18 protein-coding genes are annotated in these 16,844 nt (G+C 48.1%); 15 read left to right on the forward strand and 3 right to left on the reverse strand.

Features of this window, described 5'->3' with window-relative positions; translation table 11 throughout:
• Positions 1-31 precede the first annotated feature (31 nt).
• From rpmA to proB, 3 genes are all read left to right on the forward strand, one after another.
• A complete protein-coding gene (rpmA, locus tag IB286_RS10165; protein ID WP_190765152.1) occupies positions 32-289 on the forward strand; it encodes a 50S ribosomal protein L27 in 258 nt (85 codons plus the stop codon).
• A 118-nt stretch (positions 290-407) separates the two neighbouring features.
• Entirely contained in the window at positions 408-1,604 is a 1,197-nt protein-coding gene (gene cgtA / locus IB286_RS10170) for an Obg family GTPase CgtA (protein WP_190765154.1), read from the forward strand.
• Positions 1,601-2,755 carry a glutamate 5-kinase gene (proB, locus tag IB286_RS10175; RefSeq protein ID WP_317889740.1) on the forward strand — a complete coding sequence of 385 codons (1,155 nt, stop codon included), beginning with the start codon at positions 1,601-1,603 and terminating at the stop codon, positions 2,753-2,755. Before cgtA ends, proB begins: the two co-directional genes overlap by 4 nt.
• Before the next feature lie 76 nt (positions 2,756-2,831).
• Here proB and rpsT read toward each other — a convergent pair whose 3' ends face one another.
• Positions 2,832-3,098: a 30S ribosomal protein S20 gene (gene rpsT / locus IB286_RS10180; protein ID WP_190765156.1), complete on the reverse strand. Its 267-nt coding sequence runs from the start codon at positions 3,096-3,098 to the stop codon at positions 2,832-2,834.
• A 116-nt stretch (positions 3,099-3,214) separates the two neighbouring features.
• Positions 3,215-3,589, reverse strand: a complete 375-nt coding sequence (locus IB286_RS10185) for a diacylglycerol kinase (RefSeq protein WP_223826299.1) — start codon at positions 3,587-3,589, stop codon at positions 3,215-3,217.
• A 139-nt stretch (positions 3,590-3,728) separates the two neighbouring features.
• Here IB286_RS10185 and IB286_RS10190 point away from each other — a divergent pair, with 139 nt between their 5' ends.
• The 11 genes from IB286_RS10190 (at position 3,729) to IB286_RS10240 (ending at position 14,278) form a co-directional block, all read left to right on the forward strand.
• Complete coding sequence (locus IB286_RS10190) at positions 3,729-4,688, forward strand: LpxL/LpxP family acyltransferase (RefSeq protein ID WP_190765158.1); 960 nt, start codon at positions 3,729-3,731, stop codon at positions 4,686-4,688.
• A complete protein-coding gene (locus tag IB286_RS10195; RefSeq protein ID WP_190765160.1) occupies positions 4,688-5,665 on the forward strand; it encodes an ELM1/GtrOC1 family putative glycosyltransferase in 978 nt (325 codons plus the stop codon). The genes IB286_RS10190 and IB286_RS10195 overlap by 1 nt, the downstream gene beginning before the upstream one ends.
• Positions 5,666-5,691: 26 nt before the next feature.
• Entirely contained in the window at positions 5,692-6,804 is a 1,113-nt protein-coding gene (locus IB286_RS10200; RefSeq protein WP_190765162.1) for a glycosyltransferase family 4 protein, read from the forward strand.
• 5 nt (positions 6,805-6,809) lie between these two features.
• Positions 6,810-7,850: a glycosyltransferase family protein gene (locus tag IB286_RS10205; protein WP_190765164.1), complete on the forward strand. Its 1,041-nt coding sequence runs from the start codon at positions 6,810-6,812 to the stop codon at positions 7,848-7,850.
• Entirely contained in the window at positions 7,847-8,596 is a 750-nt protein-coding gene (locus IB286_RS10210) for a YrbL family protein (RefSeq protein WP_190765166.1), read from the forward strand. Before IB286_RS10205 ends, IB286_RS10210 begins: the two co-directional genes overlap by 4 nt.
• A gap of 21 nt (positions 8,597-8,617) precedes the next feature.
• The gene (locus IB286_RS10215; RefSeq protein WP_190765168.1) at positions 8,618-9,742 is read left to right on the forward strand and encodes a glycosyltransferase family 4 protein; all 1,125 of its coding nucleotides are present in this window, start codon (positions 8,618-8,620) and stop codon (positions 9,740-9,742) included.
• A 32-nt stretch (positions 9,743-9,774) separates the two neighbouring features.
• Positions 9,775-10,587: a glycosyltransferase family 25 protein gene (locus tag IB286_RS10220; RefSeq protein WP_190765170.1), complete on the forward strand. Its 813-nt coding sequence runs from the start codon at positions 9,775-9,777 to the stop codon at positions 10,585-10,587.
• Between the two features lie 25 nt (positions 10,588-10,612).
• Positions 10,613-11,659 (forward strand): dTDP-glucose 4,6-dehydratase, encoded by a 1,047-nt coding sequence (rfbB, locus tag IB286_RS10225; protein ID WP_190765172.1) that lies wholly within the window; start codon positions 10,613-10,615, stop codon positions 11,657-11,659.
• Between the two features lie 43 nt (positions 11,660-11,702).
• Positions 11,703-12,260 carry a dTDP-4-dehydrorhamnose 3,5-epimerase gene (gene rfbC, locus IB286_RS10230; protein ID WP_190765175.1) on the forward strand — a complete coding sequence of 186 codons (558 nt, stop codon included), beginning with the start codon at positions 11,703-11,705 and terminating at the stop codon, positions 12,258-12,260.
• Entirely contained in the window at positions 12,257-13,132 is an 876-nt protein-coding gene (rfbD, locus tag IB286_RS10235; protein ID WP_190765177.1) for a dTDP-4-dehydrorhamnose reductase, read from the forward strand. The genes rfbC and rfbD overlap by 4 nt, the downstream gene beginning before the upstream one ends.
• Before the next feature lie 123 nt (positions 13,133-13,255).
• Positions 13,256-14,278, forward strand: coding sequence for a glycosyltransferase (locus IB286_RS10240; RefSeq protein WP_190765179.1), 1,023 nt, complete (start codon positions 13,256-13,258; stop codon positions 14,276-14,278).
• On the opposite strand, the gene IB286_RS10245 is transcribed toward IB286_RS10240, so the two are convergent.
• On the reverse strand, positions 14,275-15,186 hold the full coding sequence (locus tag IB286_RS10245; protein ID WP_190765181.1) for a glycosyltransferase family 2 protein: 912 nt from the start codon (positions 15,184-15,186) through the stop codon (positions 14,275-14,277). The genes IB286_RS10240 and IB286_RS10245 overlap by 4 nt on opposite strands.
• Positions 15,187-15,667: 481 nt before the next feature.
• Between IB286_RS10245 and IB286_RS10250 the strand changes: the two genes are divergently transcribed.
• Complete coding sequence (locus IB286_RS10250) at positions 15,668-16,831, forward strand: hypothetical protein (protein ID WP_190765183.1); 1,164 nt, start codon at positions 15,668-15,670, stop codon at positions 16,829-16,831.
• Positions 16,832-16,844 lie beyond the last annotated feature (13 nt).

Raw genomic sequence — 16,844 nt, forward strand, 5'->3', positions numbered from 1 at the left:
GGTCCTTATTAACTGAATTTAGGAGAAACTCATGGCTCACAAGAAAGCTGGTGGTAGTACCCGTAACGGACGCGATTCCGAAAGTAAACGCCTTGGTGTTAAGCGCTTCGGTGGTCAAGTAGTTAGCGCGGGTAGCATCATTGTTCGTCAGCGCGGCACCAAATTCCACGCGGGTGAGAACGTAGGTTGTGGTACTGACCACACCCTGTTCGCGAAAGCAGACGGTCAAGTGAAGTTCGAAACCAAAGGTCCAAAAGGTCGCAAATTCGTAAGTATTGTTGCCGCCTAAGTCCTAAGCGATTTCGCAAAAGCCCCGTCGGTCGACGGGGCTTTTTTGTTTGTGTCCATGGTATTTGGCGGTTCCCCGGGTAAACTGGGTGTCGGCTGTGGCGAGGTTTGGGTAAGGCATGAAATTTGTAGATGAAGCGGTGATTCGCGTAATGGCGGGGCGGGGCGGCAATGGCTGCCTGAGTTTTCGTCGCGAAAAATTTATTCCCAAAGGTGGGCCCGATGGCGGTGATGGCGGCGATGGTGGCAGTGTCATTCTGCGCGCCAACGAAGCGCTGAATACGCTGGTGGATTTCCGCTTTGTGAAATCCTATCAGGCCGAGTCTGGTGAGCAGGGGCGCGGTAGCAACTGTCGCGGCAAGAGCGGGGTCGATCTATTTTTAGATGTGCCGGTGGGCACCACGGTGATCGATGAAGATACCCGTGAGATTCTGGGTGATCTCAGTGAAGAAGGTGCCACGCTAAAAGTTGCGCAGGGCGGTTTTCACGGCTTGGGCAATACTCGCTTTAAATCCAGTACCAATCGCGCGCCTCGTCAAACCACGCGCGGTACCGATGGCGAGCAGCGCACACTGCGCCTTGAGCTAAAACTGCTGGCCGATGTGGGGCTATTGGGTTTGCCTAATGCGGGTAAATCGACCTTTATTCGCTCGGTTTCGGCGGCTAAGCCAAAAGTGGCGGATTATCCTTTTACCACGCTGGTGCCTAATTTGGGTGTGGTGCGGGTGCAAGCTCATCGCAGCTTTGTGATCGCCGATATTCCGGGCTTGGTTGAAGGGGCTGCTGAGGGTGCGGGTTTAGGTATTCGCTTCCTTAAGCACTTAACGCGCAATCGTTTGTTATTGCATTTGGTAGATATGGCGCCGATAGATGGCAGTTCACCTGCCGATGCGGCCAAAATTATTATCGATGAGTTGGCTCGATTCAGTCCGCTTTTAGAAAAGCGCGAGCGCTGGCTGGTGCTTAACAAGCTTGACCTGATTCCTGAGGATGAGCGCGAGGCGCGTTGCCAAGAAGTGGTCGATGCGCTTAATTGGCAAGGCCCGGTGTACCGCATTTCAGCTATTAGCGGTGAGAATACGCAGGGGCTTTGTCAGGATATTCTGCGTTACATCGAAGATTTATTAGAAAGCTGGGAATTTGATCCCGAGCTGCGCGAGCAAGACGAAGCCATGCAAATGGCGGTTCAGGCCGAGGCGCGTGAGCGTATTGAGCAGCTTGCTGAAGCGCGTCGTGCTGCGCGTCGAGCGGCGCTCGATGATGATTCTGAAGATGATGACGACGATTACGATGTGGAAGTCATTTACCGTCCGTGAGTACGCCTGTGGTGCAAAAACAGCAAAATAATAGCCGCGCAAGCTTGGTAGGCGCGCGGCGTGTCGTTGTGAAGATCGGCTCGGCTTTGCTGACTAATGATGGTCAGGGGCTTGCTGTTGACGGCCTGGATAGCTGGGTCGCGCAACTGGTGGCATTGCGTCAGGCGGGGCGTGAGGTGGTGTTGGTGTCATCGGGCGCGGTGGCGGAAGGCATGACGCGCCTAGGTTGGCGTAAGCGCCCCAGCGATTTGCACAGCCTGCAAGCGGCGGCGGCGGTGGGGCAAATGGGCTTGGTTCACGCCTACGAAACCCGCTTTAAGCAGCACGGCTTGCACACCGCACAAATTCTTCTGGGGCACGATGATATTTCGGCGCGTGACCGCTACCTTAATGCGCGCAGTACCTTGCTGACACTGCTGGAATTGGGTGTGGTGCCGGTTGTTAATGAAAACGACACGGTGGTGACTGACGAAATACGCTTTGGCGATAACGATACCTTGGCGGCGTTGGTTGCCAATCTGATTGATGCGGACACGTTAATTATTTTGACGGATCAGCGCGGCCTATTTAATGCTGATCCGCGCAGTAATCCCGATGCGCAGTTAATTGCGCAAGCAGAAGTGGCGGATAGTTCTCTCGATGTGATGGCGGGAGGCAGTGCGGGTGCGCTGGGGCGTGGCGGCATGATGACCAAGCTGCGTGCGGCGCGTTTGGCGGCGCGATCTGGGGCAAATACCGTGATTGTCGGTGGTCGTGAAGACGATGTGCTGGGGCGTCTGTTTGCGGGTGAAAGTTTAGGGACTTTGCTCACGGCGAGTCAGCCTCCAATTGCGGCGCGTAAGAAATGGCTGGCAGGTCAGTTGCAATTGCGCGGTAATCTGTTTGTTGATGAAGGGGCGGCCAAAGTATTGCGCCAGCAGGGTCGCAGTCTTTTGTCAGTTGGGGTGAAGTCGGTTTCGGGGCGCTTCAATCGCGGTGATCTGGTGAGTTGTATCGACCCAGATGGTCGGGAAGTGGCGCGCGGCTTGGTGAACTACAATGCGGATGAGGCTGCCAAAATTGCGGGTTTAGCCACTGAAGAAATGGCGGCGGCGCTGGGCTATCTCAATGAGCCCGAGCTGATTCATCGAGATAATTTAGTACTGGTGTAAGCGTTAAAATAGAAATCGCAGATATAAAAAAACCCGCATGAAGCGGGTTTTTTTATGCTGTATCGAAAGCGTTGGCTTAGGCGGCCATTGCTTTGATGCGAGCATTCAAGCGGCTCTTATGACGAGCTGCTTTGTTTTTGTGATACAGGCCTTTGTCTGCAGTGCGATCCAGAGCGGATACAGCAGTTACATAGGCAGCTTTAGCAGCTTCCTGATCACCGGATTCAATCGCCGCAATTACCTTTTTCAGGTAAGTACGAACCATGGAGCGCAGACTGGCGTTGTGCGAACGACGTGTTTCCGCCTGACGTGCGCGCTTCTTTGCTTGTGGGGAATTCGCCACCTGTTTCTCCTAAATCTTGCGCGTGAAATTAAGGCGGGGAATTATTCAGGTTTGGGGCGATAGTGTCAAGAGGAAATGCAAAGTTCTCTTGTTTTCTACGCTGCGATTATGGGCTGTTAGAAAAACCGGTCTACGATAATTAATCCCCAGCTGGTTAGGCACAGCAGCAAGCTCATTAAAACGGCGGCTGAACCAATATCCTTGGCCTGCCCTGAAAGCGGGTGTTTTTCAGTTCCGATGCGGTCTATTGCGGCCTCGATAGCAGAGTTGATCAGCTCAACAATTACCACCAACACCACGGGAATGATTAGGGCAATGCGCTCTAATGCGGTTTGTCCCAGCCAGAAAGCGCTGGGAAAAAGGATGAGTGCTAGGGTGACTTCCTGTCGAAACGCTTCCTCGTGTTGCCATGCGGCACTTAGCCCTTTGCGTGAGTACCGTGTCGCATCCCAAAGGCGGGTCAGGCCTTTGCGTCCGGGTTTATTCATCATGGGAAAATCACCAAATCCTGCGGCTATTCTGCTAATCGGTGTACAATGCGCCCGGCATATTTTTCGCGTTTGGGCTGTCACGCTGATCGACACAATTGCCTGCGGTAACAATTAAAAGCGACTATTTAAATAGAAAATCATGACAATTCCGCGACACTTGCTGCATCCGCGCCACTGGGCTTCCTGGTTGGGCGTGTCTCTGTTGTATTTGCTTACCCGCTTACCACTCTCTGTAAATTACCAATTTGGTCGTTTTTTGGGCGAATGTTTTTATCGCTTGGCGGGTGATCGCAAACATGTCGCTACGGTTAATCTCACCCAATGCTTCCCCGAATTAAGCGAGGCAGAGCGCCAACGCCTGTTGCGCGAAACCATGTGGGAGCAGGGGATTGGTCTGATGGAAACTCTGCGAGTTTGGTTTCGGCCCATTGATAAGCTGGGTATTAAGGTTGAATTTATTGGCCAGCAGTTTCTTGAAAACGACGATGGCGTAGGCATTATCGTTATCGGCACTCACTTTACTGGCCTCGACACCGCAGGTGCGCTGATCGCTAAACGCTATGCCGCTGACTCGTTTTATCGCCCCCACAAAGACCCGGTGATGGAATTTATCCTCAGCCGCGCACGCGGCCGCTACGGCGAGCCGATTCAGCGCAGGGATGCCAAGCGGGCCTTTAAGCGTTTGCGTCAGGGGCATCGCCTGTTTTATTTGCCCGATCAGGACTATGGCCGTAAGTCTGCTGAATTTGTTGATTTCTTTGGCCTTCCCGCTGCAACAACGATTGCCACCACGACCTTCGCCAAAAGCGGCCGGGCGCGGGTGGTGTATATCAATCAGCAGCGCTTGAACAAGGGGCGCCGTTTTCGGATTGAAGTGATTCCGCTGGATTCTATTCCCAGTGATGATCCCGCTGCGGATGCGCGGCTGATTAACGCCACTCTTGAAGCCAATATTCGCCAAGTGCCGGCGCAATATATGTGGGTGCACCGGCGCTTTAAAACCCGGCCGGAAGGCGCGCCCAAACTGTATAAGGATAAAGACAAGTCCAAGCGGATTAAGCGTCGTCAGAAACGTCGTCGCGCTGAGGGACGGGAATAATGGCGAAAGGCGAGCGTATCGTTTCCCAAGCCAAGCCCCTGCGACTTTGGATTGTCACCGAGGGGCGAGCGGGGCATGTGAGTATGCTGTTGGGCTTTAGTCGGCGTTTGGCGGAAAAACTACCGCTCGAAACGCATTGGCTCAATGTCACGGAAACGCCGTTTCGATATCGGGGGACGGCAGCTCTGCTTCAGCAGTTTGGTGCTGAGGAAAAGCCAGATTGGATATTAGGAACGGGCAGCCACTGTTACTGGCCGATGATCTGGATGCGCTATGTGATGGGCGTAAAAACCATTGCCTTGCAGTGTCCGGCGCAGCCGCTGAGTTTATACAGCGCAGTTGTTGCTCCTGAGCACGACGCACCGCGCGGCTGGAAACATGTGTTTGTCAGTCAGGGCGTGCTGAATAAAATCGAACCGGTAACAGAGGGGCGCGATCGCTCGCGCGGTTTGATTTTGCTCGGTGGCATCAATAAACATTTTGAGTGGGACAACGCGCATATTGCAGAGCAAATTGCGGCCATCGCCAGCGCGCAGCCCAATGTTCAGTGGCTGGTTTCTGATTCGCCGCGCTCACCGGAATCTTTGCTGCCAGCAATTGCCGGATTGGGTTTGGCAAATGTTTCACTTAAGCCGTTTGCAGAGTGTTCTGTGGATTGGCTGCAAGAGCAGTTGTCTGCGGTAGGGCAGGCATGGGTGAGCCGGGACAGTGTATCTATGGTTTATGAAAGCCTCAGTGCCGCTGCACCAACGGGTATGTTGCATTTGGAAAAGAAACGCGACTCGCGGGTGACTCGTTGTATGGATAAAGTGATAGAGCGCGGGCAGCTTGCGGCGTATGAATCAGCCGAGCTGAGACAGCCTTTGCCGGCACCTGCGATGCCACTAAATGAAACCCAGCGCGCAGTCGATTGGTTTATCGATTTTGCTAAGCTGAAACTGGAAAATCAGGCTGATGGAGAGCGCTCGGTAAAATGACGGCCGATGTTGAACAAGGAAAATCTATGCGCCCGTTAACCGTGGTACAAGTTCTGCCGGCGTTGAATTCGGGTGGGGTTGAGCGTGGAACCGTGGAGTTTGCGCGCGAGCTGGCCAAGGCCGGACACCGTTCAATAGTGATTTCAAATGGTGGTCGTTTGGTCAAGGCGATTACCGAAAGCGGCAGCGAACATATTGCGATGCCGGTCCATAAGAAATCCTTGCTTTCGCTTTTCCAAGTGCGACCCATGCGGCGCCTGCTGGAAGAATTAAAGCCAGATGTGGTGCATGTGCGCTCGCGGATTCCAGCATGGATATGCTGGCTGGCTTGGCGAAAAATGCCGACTGCAACGCGGCCTCATTTGGTGAGTACCTTTCACGGTATGTACTCCGTAAATGCCTATAGCGGCATTATGGCCAAGGCTGAGCACTGCATTGCTATTTCGCATTGCGTGCAGGATTACATGGTGAAAAATTATCAGGTGCCAGAAGAAAAAATGACCCTGATTCCGCGCGGTGTTGATCCAGAGGCTTTTGTGCCAGGTTGTGCGGATAAGGCGTGGCGCAAAAAACTGTATGCTGAATTTCCCCAGCTAGAAGGCAAAACCCTGATTTTGATGCCGGGCCGGCTTTCTCGCTGGAAGGGGCAGGAAGCGTTTTTGGAGATGATGTCGCATCTCGTGAAATTGCTACCAGAAGCCCATGGCGTGGTAGTAGGAGATGCCGAGCCAGATAAGCAGCACTATTTGCAAGAGCTGCTCGCCAAGCGTGCCGAGCTTGGTCTTAATGAGGCGGTGAGTTTTGTTGGCCATCGCAACGATATTCCTCAGTTTTACGATATCGCCGCCGTGACCTGTCATATGTCGAATAAAGCAGAACCCTTTGGTCGCACCGTGCCGGAATCATTGGCGGCGGGTACGCCGGTGGTGGCCTATGATCGTGGCGGCGCTAGCGAATCCCTGAAAAATGGTTTTCCACACGGCTTGGTTCCTGCTGATGATGTGGTCAGCTTTGCTGCGCGGATCGCGGATTTACTGGTTGCGGATAATCAAATCAATTTGCCAAAAGAGTATTTCTTGGATAGCCAGGTGGCGAGCACCTTGGGGGTGTATCGTCGGCTGCTTGGTCAAGGAGTTTAGTGCCAATGAGAGTTTTGCATATTACCTACAACCGCCTGCGTAGCTATGGCGCTAATCGGGTAAGTTGGGCGCAAAAGTTGGAGTTCGGTTTAATTCGTGATGAGCACTATGTTCAGGATTTTAGTGACCGGGATGTAGCCTCTTTTAGCGCTCCGCTGGGTATTCGTGAGTTGGGGTTTAAAAAAGCCAATAAACGCCTGCTGGAACTCTCGGAAGCTTTCGAGCCGGATTTAGTTATCGTTGGCCACACTGATATTGTGACGCTTGAAAGTCTCAGAGAAATTCGTCGTCAAAATCCGGGTTGCCTTATTATTCACTGCAATTGCGATCCCCTTTTTGTGCCGAATAATGACGAGCGTATTGCACGGCTTGCGACTGAGGTTGATGCGGTATTTGTGACCACTGGTCGTCGTGAATTGAAACGTTACGAAGGGCTAGGTGCGCGCCTCTATCATATTCCCAATCCGGTTGATGGTAGTGTCGAAAACTTGGATAACTCCCAGAAAACCGATCTGGATATTGATCTGCTGTTTTGTGGCAATGAAACCAAGCACACCAAGCGCTATGAAATGCTCAGCCGTTTCCGCGAGCAGCTCAAAGATGAAATGAACTTTAAAACCTATGGCTATTTTGGTGAGCCAACGGTCTGGGGTCGGGATTACGATCGTGTATTGGCTCGCACTCGAATGGCCCTAAATCTCAACCGCCAAGATAATGAATATTGGTATTCCTCTGATCGTATGGCGCAGCTGGCAGGTAATGGGGTGCTTTTCTTTACCCATAGTGCAACGCGCTTTGATGAGTTATTGCCGGAAGAGTCTGCAGTTTATTTTGATGATGAAGATTCGCTGTTGGCGGGTATTCGAGAATTTCATCACGATGATGACAAGCGCCGGCATTGGGCGAGTCGGGCACGGGAGTTTTTTCATCAAGAAATTAATTCTCAATTGTGCTCCCGCTTTATGATTGAAGCGGCCACGGAAACCCCGTTTAGTCACGACTATGTTTGGGCGCGGGATATCAACCTCGATGGCTCAATGAAATGATTTATACACTGCAAAGCGAACAGGCTTTTTCCTCAGGCGGAAATAGGCTTTGCTATGTGTTGCCTGGGCAGCCCGAACGCTGTGTGAAAGTGTTAAAGAGGGAGCGGGCTCCGGAAATTCGCCGTGCGGAGAAAAGTTTTCCAAAAAACTTAAGAGCTCTTTCTACATTTGATGAAAATTGGCAGGAGTGGAAGGAATTTCAGCTAATGCAAAAGCGCTTTCCCGATGCAATTTTTGCACATATCAGCCGTGTATATGGGTTTGTCGAAACTGACCTTGGATCAGGTTTGTGTTCTGAGCTGATACGGAATCACGATGGCTCGGTTGCCATGTCCTTGCAATTGTATTTGTGGGAAAACGGCTACACCGAATCCTGCCGGGCAGCAGTAAAAACTCTTGCCGATCACTGGTTGAAATACGGAATTCCGTCTCGCGATTTACTGGTTCATAATATTGTGGCGCAGTGTTTAAATCCCGCTGTACCGAATGAGGTTAGTCGCTTGGTGGTTATTGATGGTTTGGGCGGTACAGGCTTGGCTGCTATCCCGTTTTTGCCGCTGTGTGCAAAGCGCTATTTTGCTTCCCGAAAAGTAGAGAATCTGCATCAGCGAATTGACTATTTTCTGCAGCACATAAAGTCGGGTGAATACCTCGGTTTCAATGGATTGCCAATGAAAGACGGTGTAACGCAGGTTCCTGAAAAACGGTCAGCTGGACCAGATCAAAAACAAACGCCGCAGGTCTGACATCGGAGTTTTGTAGCGATCATGAATATCCTAATCAGTACGCAAAATTTCCCGCCCTCCGCTGGCGGAATTCAAAACTATGTTTATGAGCTTGCCTTGGCACTGCATCACCGCGGCGCGGTGGTGGAAGTGTTGTGTGATGCACCAAAGCATGAAGGACAAATAGCGTTCGATGAAAACTTGCCGATCAAGGTTGAGCGCGTTTCTGGAATAAAGTGGTTTAGACGGCGAAAAAAAGCAAAGCGTGTTGAACAATGGTTGAAACAGCCGGGGCAAGACAAAGTATTGCTTTGCGATAGTTGGAAAAGCCTAGAGTTGATTAACGACTCAGGATTGGAAAATTGTATTGTCGCTTGCCTTGCTCATGGCATGGAATTTCCTGCACAGCCTTCGCCAAAACGGCTTGAGCGCATATCTGCCGCGTTGCAAAAGGCAGACTTGGTATTGGCTAACTCAAGCTTTACAGCTGAACGGGTTAAGCCATTTAGCCCGCCAAAAAATAGCCTGCAGATTTTACTGCCCGGTGTCAGCTTGCCTGAGCCCGCCTCAACTCAAGATCGGGATTGGGCGCAAAACCTGACTGCCGAAAAATCCCCCGTTCTCATTACCGTAGGCCGTCTCGAGCAGCGAAAAGGCCAAGATAAAATCATCGAAATCATGCCGAGGGTATTACAGGATTATCCTGATGCGGTGTATTTAGTTGCCGGTTCTGGCCCGACAGAAGAAGCCTTGAAAGAGCAGGTCGAAAATCTAGACTTGGGAAAAAGCGTGATCTTTTGTGGTCGCGTTAACGATAGTCAAAAATCAGCTTTGCTGGAACGAAGCGATTTATTCCTTATGCCATGCCGTGCGGTAGGTGATTCGGTAGAGGGTTTTGGTCTTGTCTACCTAGAGGCGGCAATGTTTGGTAAAGCTAGTCTCGCCGGCCGAGTTGGTGGCGCGGTTGATGCTGTTCTCGATGGTGAAACCGGATTGTTGTGTGACGGTGATAACCCAATAGATGTAGAGCGAGTGCTACGGAAAATGTTGTCAGACCCAGATGCTTGTCGAGAGTTGGGTCAGCGAGCGAAGGTTCGCGCTGAGCAGCAATTTCTTTGGCGCAATGTGGCTGAAAACATATTGAATTTGATTAACAGGGTTAAGTAGGAATTTTCTTTCTTTTGGCCTTTAGGTGAACTATGCAGAAAACCTTGGCATGTTGGGTTATTAGTCTGAATGTACAGGCTGAGAATACTCAAAAGTTACTAATAGATTTGGCCGAACAAGGTCTTGAGCCAACCATTTTTCCCGCTGTTGATGGGCGTAAGCAACGGCCAGAGCTGCAGCCTGATGAGCGCTTCAGTGAATTTCTGGCTATGGTTAGGCATAAGCATATTCTTACTAATAGCGAGCTTGGTTGTTATCTCTCGCATTTACGAGGGGTGAGAAAGGCTTATGACAGTGGCTATGACTATGTGTGTCTGATCGAAGATGACGTGGTTATTGAACCGCGCTTTGCTGAAGTGGTGAATTGTCTAATGGATGACGAACTGGACTTAGTTCGGCTTATGGCGCTGAAAGTTCGGCGAAGAAAAATTTTGAAAGATCTTGTTGGTGAGCATCAGTTAGTTAGGCCAGAGAGAGGGACATTAGGAACTCAGGCTTATTTGATGAGCCGCGCGGGCATGAAGAAATTTTTGGATCATGGCAGCGTGATCTATGAACAAATTGATGGGGTCTACGATCACTTCTTTTTGTATAACTTAAATATGTACTGTGTTGAGCCGCATGTTTGTTATGAATTGGATAACGGTTCAAATATTGCGCGCTTTAATACAGAAAATGTAAAAAAACCAAGTTTCGTTCAGCGCTTATTGTTCCATCCGGTGAAACTCTGGTTCAGCTTGCGCAGACATTATTACTTGAATAGGCGTCGCTCCGAGTTCTATCCCGCAGAAATGCCTGTGAACAATCCGGGGAAAAGTCCACGGATGCGAAGAAAAAAACGCTAAGAATATTTTTGGGATCGATGAAAAGATGAATCGAATTCTGGTTACTGGTGGCGCCGGGTTTATTGGTAGCGCTGTAATTAGGCATATCCTCAAAAATACCCAAGACCTAGTTGTTAATGTTGATGCTTTGACATATGCGGGGAATTTAGAGTCCATTCCCAGCCACTTGCAAAATGAGCGCTACGTTTTTGAACAAGTAAACATATGTGATGCGGATGAGATTAGTAGAGTGTTTTTTGAGCATAAGCCTAATCTCGTTATGCATCTTGCGGCCGAAAGCCATGTCGATAGATCTATTGATGGGCCTGCAGATTTTATAAAAACTAATATCATTGGCACATATAATCTGCTCGAAGCTGCAAGAGAGTATTGGGGCAGCTTGGTGGGCTTAAAAAAAGATGCATTTCGCTTTCATCATATCTCTACCGACGAAGTCTTTGGCGATCTGCAAGGTACCGCTGATTCGTTCACTGAAGAAAGTCCATACGATCCAAGTTCGCCATATTCGGCGACTAAAGCTGGGGCGGATCACCTCGTTCGAGCTTGGTGCCGAACCTACGGTTTGCCGATTCTGATTTCAAATAGCTCAAATAATTATGGCGCCTATCAATATCCCGAGAAATTGATTCCTAGGATGATCTTGAATGCGTTGGCGGGTAAGCCATTAACGATATATGGAAATGGATGTCAGGTGCGTGACTGGCTATACGTAGGGGATCACGCAATCGCACTATACAAAGTTGTAACCGAGGGGAAGGTAGGGGAAACCTATAATATCGGTGGTGACAATGAGCGGAGAAACCTAGATGTGGTTGAGGCTCTGTGTGAGTTGCTCGAGGAGTTGGTGCCAGGCAATCCTAACTCAAGGGCTAGTGGAAAAGGTTTTAAACAATTAATCACCTTTGTGGAAGATCGTCCTAGTCATGATGTCCGCTATGCAATCAATGCCGAAAAAATCAAGCGGGAGCTTGGATGGGCTCCGCAAAAAAAGTTTGAAGAAGGGATTCGTAAAACGGTGATCTGGTATCTCGAAAATAAAGAAAGAATGAACGAATTGCTCCAGAAAGTTTAGTCTGGATGCCTTTCCAACATACTGCTGATTTGTGAGTGTTGGTATGAAAGTCATAGAGGCGCCCTTAGACGGCTGTCTAATTATCGAACCTGAGGTATACAGTGATAGTAGAGGGTTTTTCTACGAGTCCTTTCATGTAGAAAGGTATCGCAAAGAGGCGGGGCTGAATTTGCCTTTTGTTCAGGATAATTTTTCTTATTCTGAGAGAGGAGTCTTACGAGGATTGCATTTCCAACGAACTCGGCCGCAGGGGAAGTTGGTGCGTGTGACTCATGGCGAATCGTTTGATGTTGCTGTAGATATTCGGAGAGGTTCGACCAGCTTTGGTCAGTGGTATGGCCTAATACTATCCGCTGAAAATCGCCGGCAGTTTTGGATGCCGCCTGGGTTTGCACACGGTTTTTTAGCCTTAAGTGAAACCCTTGCTTTTGAATACAAGTGTACCGATTACTATCAGCCGGAGGATGAGGGGGGTATTGCTTGGGATGATCCTGAATTAGCGATTCAATGGCCATTACAGAATGGAGTGCCTCTGAAACTTTCTGTGAAAGATTCTTCTGCGCCTATGTTTAGTGCTTATCGTGATGAAATTTTTTTATGAAAGTATTGCTAACCGGAGCGGGAGGGCAAGTTGGGCGATGTATTCAGGATGTGTTTTCTTGTACGAATCATGAGTTACTTCCGTTGGATCGTGGGCAGCTTGATATAACGGATAAAGAGCGTGTGCTTGATGTTGTGAGAGAATTTTCTCCGGACGTGATAATCAACGCTGCCGCCTACACATCTGTAGATAGAGCCGAAAAAGAACGTGAGTTAGCTAGAGCGGTAAATGCTTTAGGTGCAGAAAATATTGCCATTGCAGCTATGCAAGTTGATGCGTTACTCATTCATTTTTCAACTGATTATGTGTTTGACGGTAATAAAACAACACCTTATATCGAAGAAGATGCTACCAACCCTCAGAGCGTGTATGGTGAAACCAAGTTGGAGGGTGAGAGGGCTATTCGCCGGGTTTGGGGAAAGCACTTTATTCTGCGCACGTCCTGGGTCTTCAGTGAGTATGGTAATAACTTTTTTAAAACGATGTTGCGATTAGCTCGAGAAGATAATGAAATTCGTGTTGTGGATGACCAGTATGGTTGTCCTGCTTACGCCGGGGATATTGCTACAGCCTGTTTGAAAATTTGCGAAACTGATGCCGAGAAAAAATATGGCCTCTACCATTATGCGGGTAATGAGGTGGTGAGCTGGTGTGAGTTTGCTCGAGCCATACTTTCTGTGGCCGGTCAGCGTGGAAAGATTGCATCTATGCCCAAAGTGGCTGCGCTCTCCACAATAGATTATCCGACGGCTGCGAAGCGTCCCTCTTACTCGGTGGTGTCCTCTGCAAAATTTGTGCAGGAATTTAGTTTGCCGCCGAGTAATTGGGTGGAAGGAATTGAAAGAACTTTTTTTTATGGCGAGATGAGATAAAAAACTCTGATTTTTCCCGGTTTTTAATATTCCATGTGTTATTAAACAGCGTTGAATTTAAGTGAGCCATACATTTCTTTAAATGTACATTTTAGTGAAATGTAATGCAAGAAGGTTGAAGGTATGAAAGTTTGCCAGTTTTTGTCTGCAGGTACAGGTGGGCTTGCTAAGCATGTTATAGATTTGAGTAACAGCTTAAGCGTAGGTGGGCATGATGTTTGTGCTATTACACCAGTAGAAAGTTCGCGTGAGCTTGATTCTAAGATAGTCCATGTTGATATAAAGCCAGAAAAAAAAATAAAGAGCCTCTTATATACGTTTAAACTTTTTTTAGCGATAAGAAAGCTAAATCCAGATGTAGTCCATGCTCACGGAAAGAATTCTTCGGTACATCTAGCTAGGATAAAACCATTCATTCGTGCTAAGTGTGTTGGAACTATTCATTGGCACCAGAAGAGAGAAAGGGATTTTAGGGGCTTTGAGAAAATGGATGGTGTGATTGGTGTTGGTCCGGGTGTCTTTGGGCCATTAAAAAACAAATCTCGAATTGTGATCTATAACGGCATTTCCGAGATCCAAAATTTTGATATGCCGAAGAGTGAGTTTCTTGAGAGCTGGGATTTAGATTCGACTTTGCCGATGGCTGTTGCAGTTGGCATGCTTTCTCGCGGAAAGGGTTTTCATTTGCTTGTTGAAGCTTGGCAGGGGGTAGAGGCTAATCTTGTCATCGCTGGTGAGGGCCCTGAACGACAACAGCTCATAGGGCAGGTTTCTGAGCTGGGGCTGGAGGGCAGGATAAGACTTGTGGGGCAAATTCCAGAGGCATCTAGACTGCTTAGAATAGCTGATTTGGCAATTGTCTCATCCTACAAAGAGGGTTTTAGCTATGTTGTTGCTGAAGCGTTATTAAGTAAAACACCGATTATTAGTACGAAGATGGATGGTGCGGATGTTTTGCTTCCCTCTGAAGCTTTAGTTCCTGTAGGAGATGTTGGGGCTATAAACAACAAGATAAGAGAATTTTTCTCAAATCCATCTCGATTTGAGAAAAATTTCAAAAAGTTGTTTTTTTGGGCGGAGCATGAGCTGTTGTTGGAAAAAATGCGAGAAAAAACGCTTTGTTTTTATAAGTCTTTAGAAGATTAAAAGTAGTTTCGTAGTAAAACGTAGAGAAGTGGATTTCTCTTTATAGTTTTTTCCATTTTTTTTAATCTTAAAAGATCTGTGATGTCGTTTGCTATTCTTGGAAAATGTTCGTAAAGGGTTTCTGCTTTCTCATTATTAATTAGCTGCTTGTTTTTGGGGTCGGCGCTTACGCCATGGCCATCGAAGCTTGTAACAAGCACATCCCGATACTCATAGCTCGCATTTTTTTTGAATATTGCGATAATAAAAAAAGTCCAGTCCGAGACGATCTTCTTGCTTTCGTCATAAAGCCCGACTGTTTCGAAAAGTGACCTTTTTATGAGTGTTGCTGGATGCGGTAGGCTTCTTGTGTAGATGTCGATAAAGCTGAGGTGTTGGGGATATTTTGTTATTTTACTTTTGTTTACTTTATTAATTAGGATGTTCCCATAGATTATGTCTTTTTCTAAGCTGGGCGAGGAAAGTTCCTGGAGAGATTTTGGTGTTAAGAAGTTGTCGCCAGAGTTTAAGAAAATGATGTAGTCTCCGCTGGATGCTGCAATGCCTTTATTCATTGCGTGGTATATTCCGCGATCCTTTTCACTTGTGAAATAATGTATTGCCTCTTGGTTTGATTGAATGGTTTCAAAGCTTCCGTCCGTTGAGCCGCCATCTATGACAATGTATTCGATGTTGGGCGCAGTTTGTTCTTTTACGCTTTCTATGGTCTTTTTAAGTCCAAGGTTGTTGTTGTAGTTAATAGTGATGACAGATATTTTCATAAGGCAGGTTCGTTTTTTTTGGGGATGTAAAAAATCTTTTGCTCGTGATGTTTTTGGGGTTGGTTCCATTAAGTGCTTAGTGTGCTCGTTCCAGCCGCGATTGATTAGGCTCGGGGCGATGAAAAGACTTGCTCCTTCTCTTGTCATGGCTTGGTGTATCGATACATGTTTGCAAGCTTCCTTACCAAATTGGTCTAAGCCAACATAGGGTAGGTCTTTGCAGGGATTTTTTGTAAATACCTAATCCTCCAGAATCGATTTTATGGGGTTCAGGTTTAATGTGATTCAATTTTCAGTAGTCGCTGGGTGGTCATAATTCATACCGTAATGCCCATATGTTGTACTATAGCTCAGAAAATTTGTATCTTAACTTTAGTTGGTCAGTCAGCAGTTGGATATTGCCTCAGCTTTTAAGGAATATCTGCTGGCCCTAAAAAGTCGATCAGCAGGCTGAAGAATAATGGAAAAACCTGTGCTCACGCCAGCGAGACAGGAAATTTTGGGTAATTTATTAAAGGGGACAAGTCTTCAAGTGTGCTGAACAGACCTTTTGTGGTCTCTTATTTGAGGGGGGGTGATTAGCCTTCGATTACTGTCCGTCCATATTTATTCCGTGAGTGTTAAGTTCATGTTTTTTTCTCCTACGCTGAGGCCTTGGGTTGTCAGTGTTTTCCTGGTTTTACTATTTGCTTCTCTGTATACGCTGAAGGGGCATGAGGGTACCTTTGGCTACTGGAAAGTGCCGGTGATGACTCCTTTCTTTGCTGACCTGCGTACTATTACTCATGGAGCGGAGTCGCTTACAGAGGGTTTTGATCCCATGTTGGAAAACCCTGCAGATCCATGGGGTCGGCAGTTGAATTACCCTCGCTTATGGCAAGGGCTATATAAATTTGGAATAGGAAGCGGCGATACCTTGTGGCTTGGTATGTGCTTCATAGGCTTATTTCTACTTTCGCTAAATATACTCTTGACCGGGGCCTGTAAGGCAGCGCTCTGGTGGACTTTTTTCGCGGTGTTGTCTCCGGCCACCTTGCTGGGAATGGAGCGTGGAAACAATGATCTACTAGCCTTCGCTGTTGTGGCTTTTGCTGCCCTAGTGGCTGGTCGTGCTTGGCCAGCAATGTTATCTGCGGTGTGGTTGGGATTTGTATTAAAACTCTTTCCTGTGTTTGCTGCTACCTTGTTTCTTGCTAAAGATAAAAAGCTTTGTGTGGGATTGTTGTTGGCCACCATTCTAATGGGGGGGGCATATACCGCATTCACTTGGCATGATTTACAGCTTGTCTTCGACGGCACGCCGAAGCCGGTGGGTTTGGCTTATGGTATGAATGTTGTGTGGATGAAGGTCATGCAAACAAACGTGCAGGGCGGGCAGATTTTGCGCTTTCTCAGTTATGCGTTCGTGGCTCTGATTTTAGCAAATGCAATACGAGTGTTACTCCTTCAGCCACAACTCTATCATGGTAATTGTGATAAATACTTGCACGCATTTCGTGCTGGAGCTGGTGTTTACTTAGGGACATTTTTATTAGGTAACAACTGGGACTATCGGTTGATGTTTTTGATTCTGACTATTCCTCAATTAGTTGTCTGGTCAAAGGCTGGAGTTAAAAGAGTTAATCAAGTTGCTCTTTTTACCTTAATTGCGATTTTGGTTTCATTGTGGCACCTGCGGATACGGTCGTTTTATGTCGATGAGTTCGCTAACTGGTTTCTGTTTGCGACCTTGGCTTGGTTGTTGGCGCGCTCATCGCCGAGTTGGCTCCGAACAGATAAAACAACTAATTGACAAGGGGCATGGT

Origin of the sequence: Spongiibacter pelagi (genome assembly GCF_014705705.1) — a bacterium.
GTDB lineage: Bacteria > Pseudomonadota > Gammaproteobacteria > Pseudomonadales > Spongiibacteraceae > Spongiibacter > Spongiibacter pelagi.

Coding starts and splice junctions, on each gene's coding strand:
- IB286_RS10210 (WP_190765166.1), top strand. CDS start 7,847: ATGATTTATACACTGCAAAGCGAACAGGCTTTTTCCTCAGGCGGAAAT.
- rfbC (WP_190765175.1), top strand. CDS start 11,703: ATGAAAGTCATAGAGGCGCCCTTAGACGGCTGTCTAATTATCGAACCT.
- IB286_RS10250 (WP_190765183.1), top strand. CDS start 15,668: ATGTTTTTTTCTCCTACGCTGAGGCCTTGGGTTGTCAGTGTTTTCCTG.
- rfbB (WP_190765172.1), top strand. CDS start 10,613: ATGAATCGAATTCTGGTTACTGGTGGCGCCGGGTTTATTGGTAGCGCT.
- rpmA (WP_190765152.1), top strand. CDS start 32: ATGGCTCACAAGAAAGCTGGTGGTAGTACCCGTAACGGACGCGATTCC.
- IB286_RS10190 (WP_190765158.1), top strand. CDS start 3,729: ATGACAATTCCGCGACACTTGCTGCATCCGCGCCACTGGGCTTCCTGG.
- IB286_RS10185 (WP_223826299.1), bottom strand. CDS start 3,589: ATGATGAATAAACCCGGACGCAAAGGCCTGACCCGCCTTTGGGATGCG.
- rfbD (WP_190765177.1), top strand. CDS start 12,257: ATGAAAGTATTGCTAACCGGAGCGGGAGGGCAAGTTGGGCGATGTATT.
- IB286_RS10245 (WP_190765181.1), bottom strand. CDS start 15,186: ATGACAAGAGAAGGAGCAAGTCTTTTCATCGCCCCGAGCCTAATCAAT.
- IB286_RS10215 (WP_190765168.1), top strand. CDS start 8,618: ATGAATATCCTAATCAGTACGCAAAATTTCCCGCCCTCCGCTGGCGGA.
- IB286_RS10240 (WP_190765179.1), top strand. CDS start 13,256: ATGAAAGTTTGCCAGTTTTTGTCTGCAGGTACAGGTGGGCTTGCTAAG.
- IB286_RS10200 (WP_190765162.1), top strand. CDS start 5,692: ATGCGCCCGTTAACCGTGGTACAAGTTCTGCCGGCGTTGAATTCGGGT.
- IB286_RS10220 (WP_190765170.1), top strand. CDS start 9,775: ATGCAGAAAACCTTGGCATGTTGGGTTATTAGTCTGAATGTACAGGCT.
- cgtA (WP_190765154.1), top strand. CDS start 408: ATGAAATTTGTAGATGAAGCGGTGATTCGCGTAATGGCGGGGCGGGGC.
- IB286_RS10195 (WP_190765160.1), top strand. CDS start 4,688: ATGGCGAAAGGCGAGCGTATCGTTTCCCAAGCCAAGCCCCTGCGACTT.
- IB286_RS10205 (WP_190765164.1), top strand. CDS start 6,810: ATGAGAGTTTTGCATATTACCTACAACCGCCTGCGTAGCTATGGCGCT.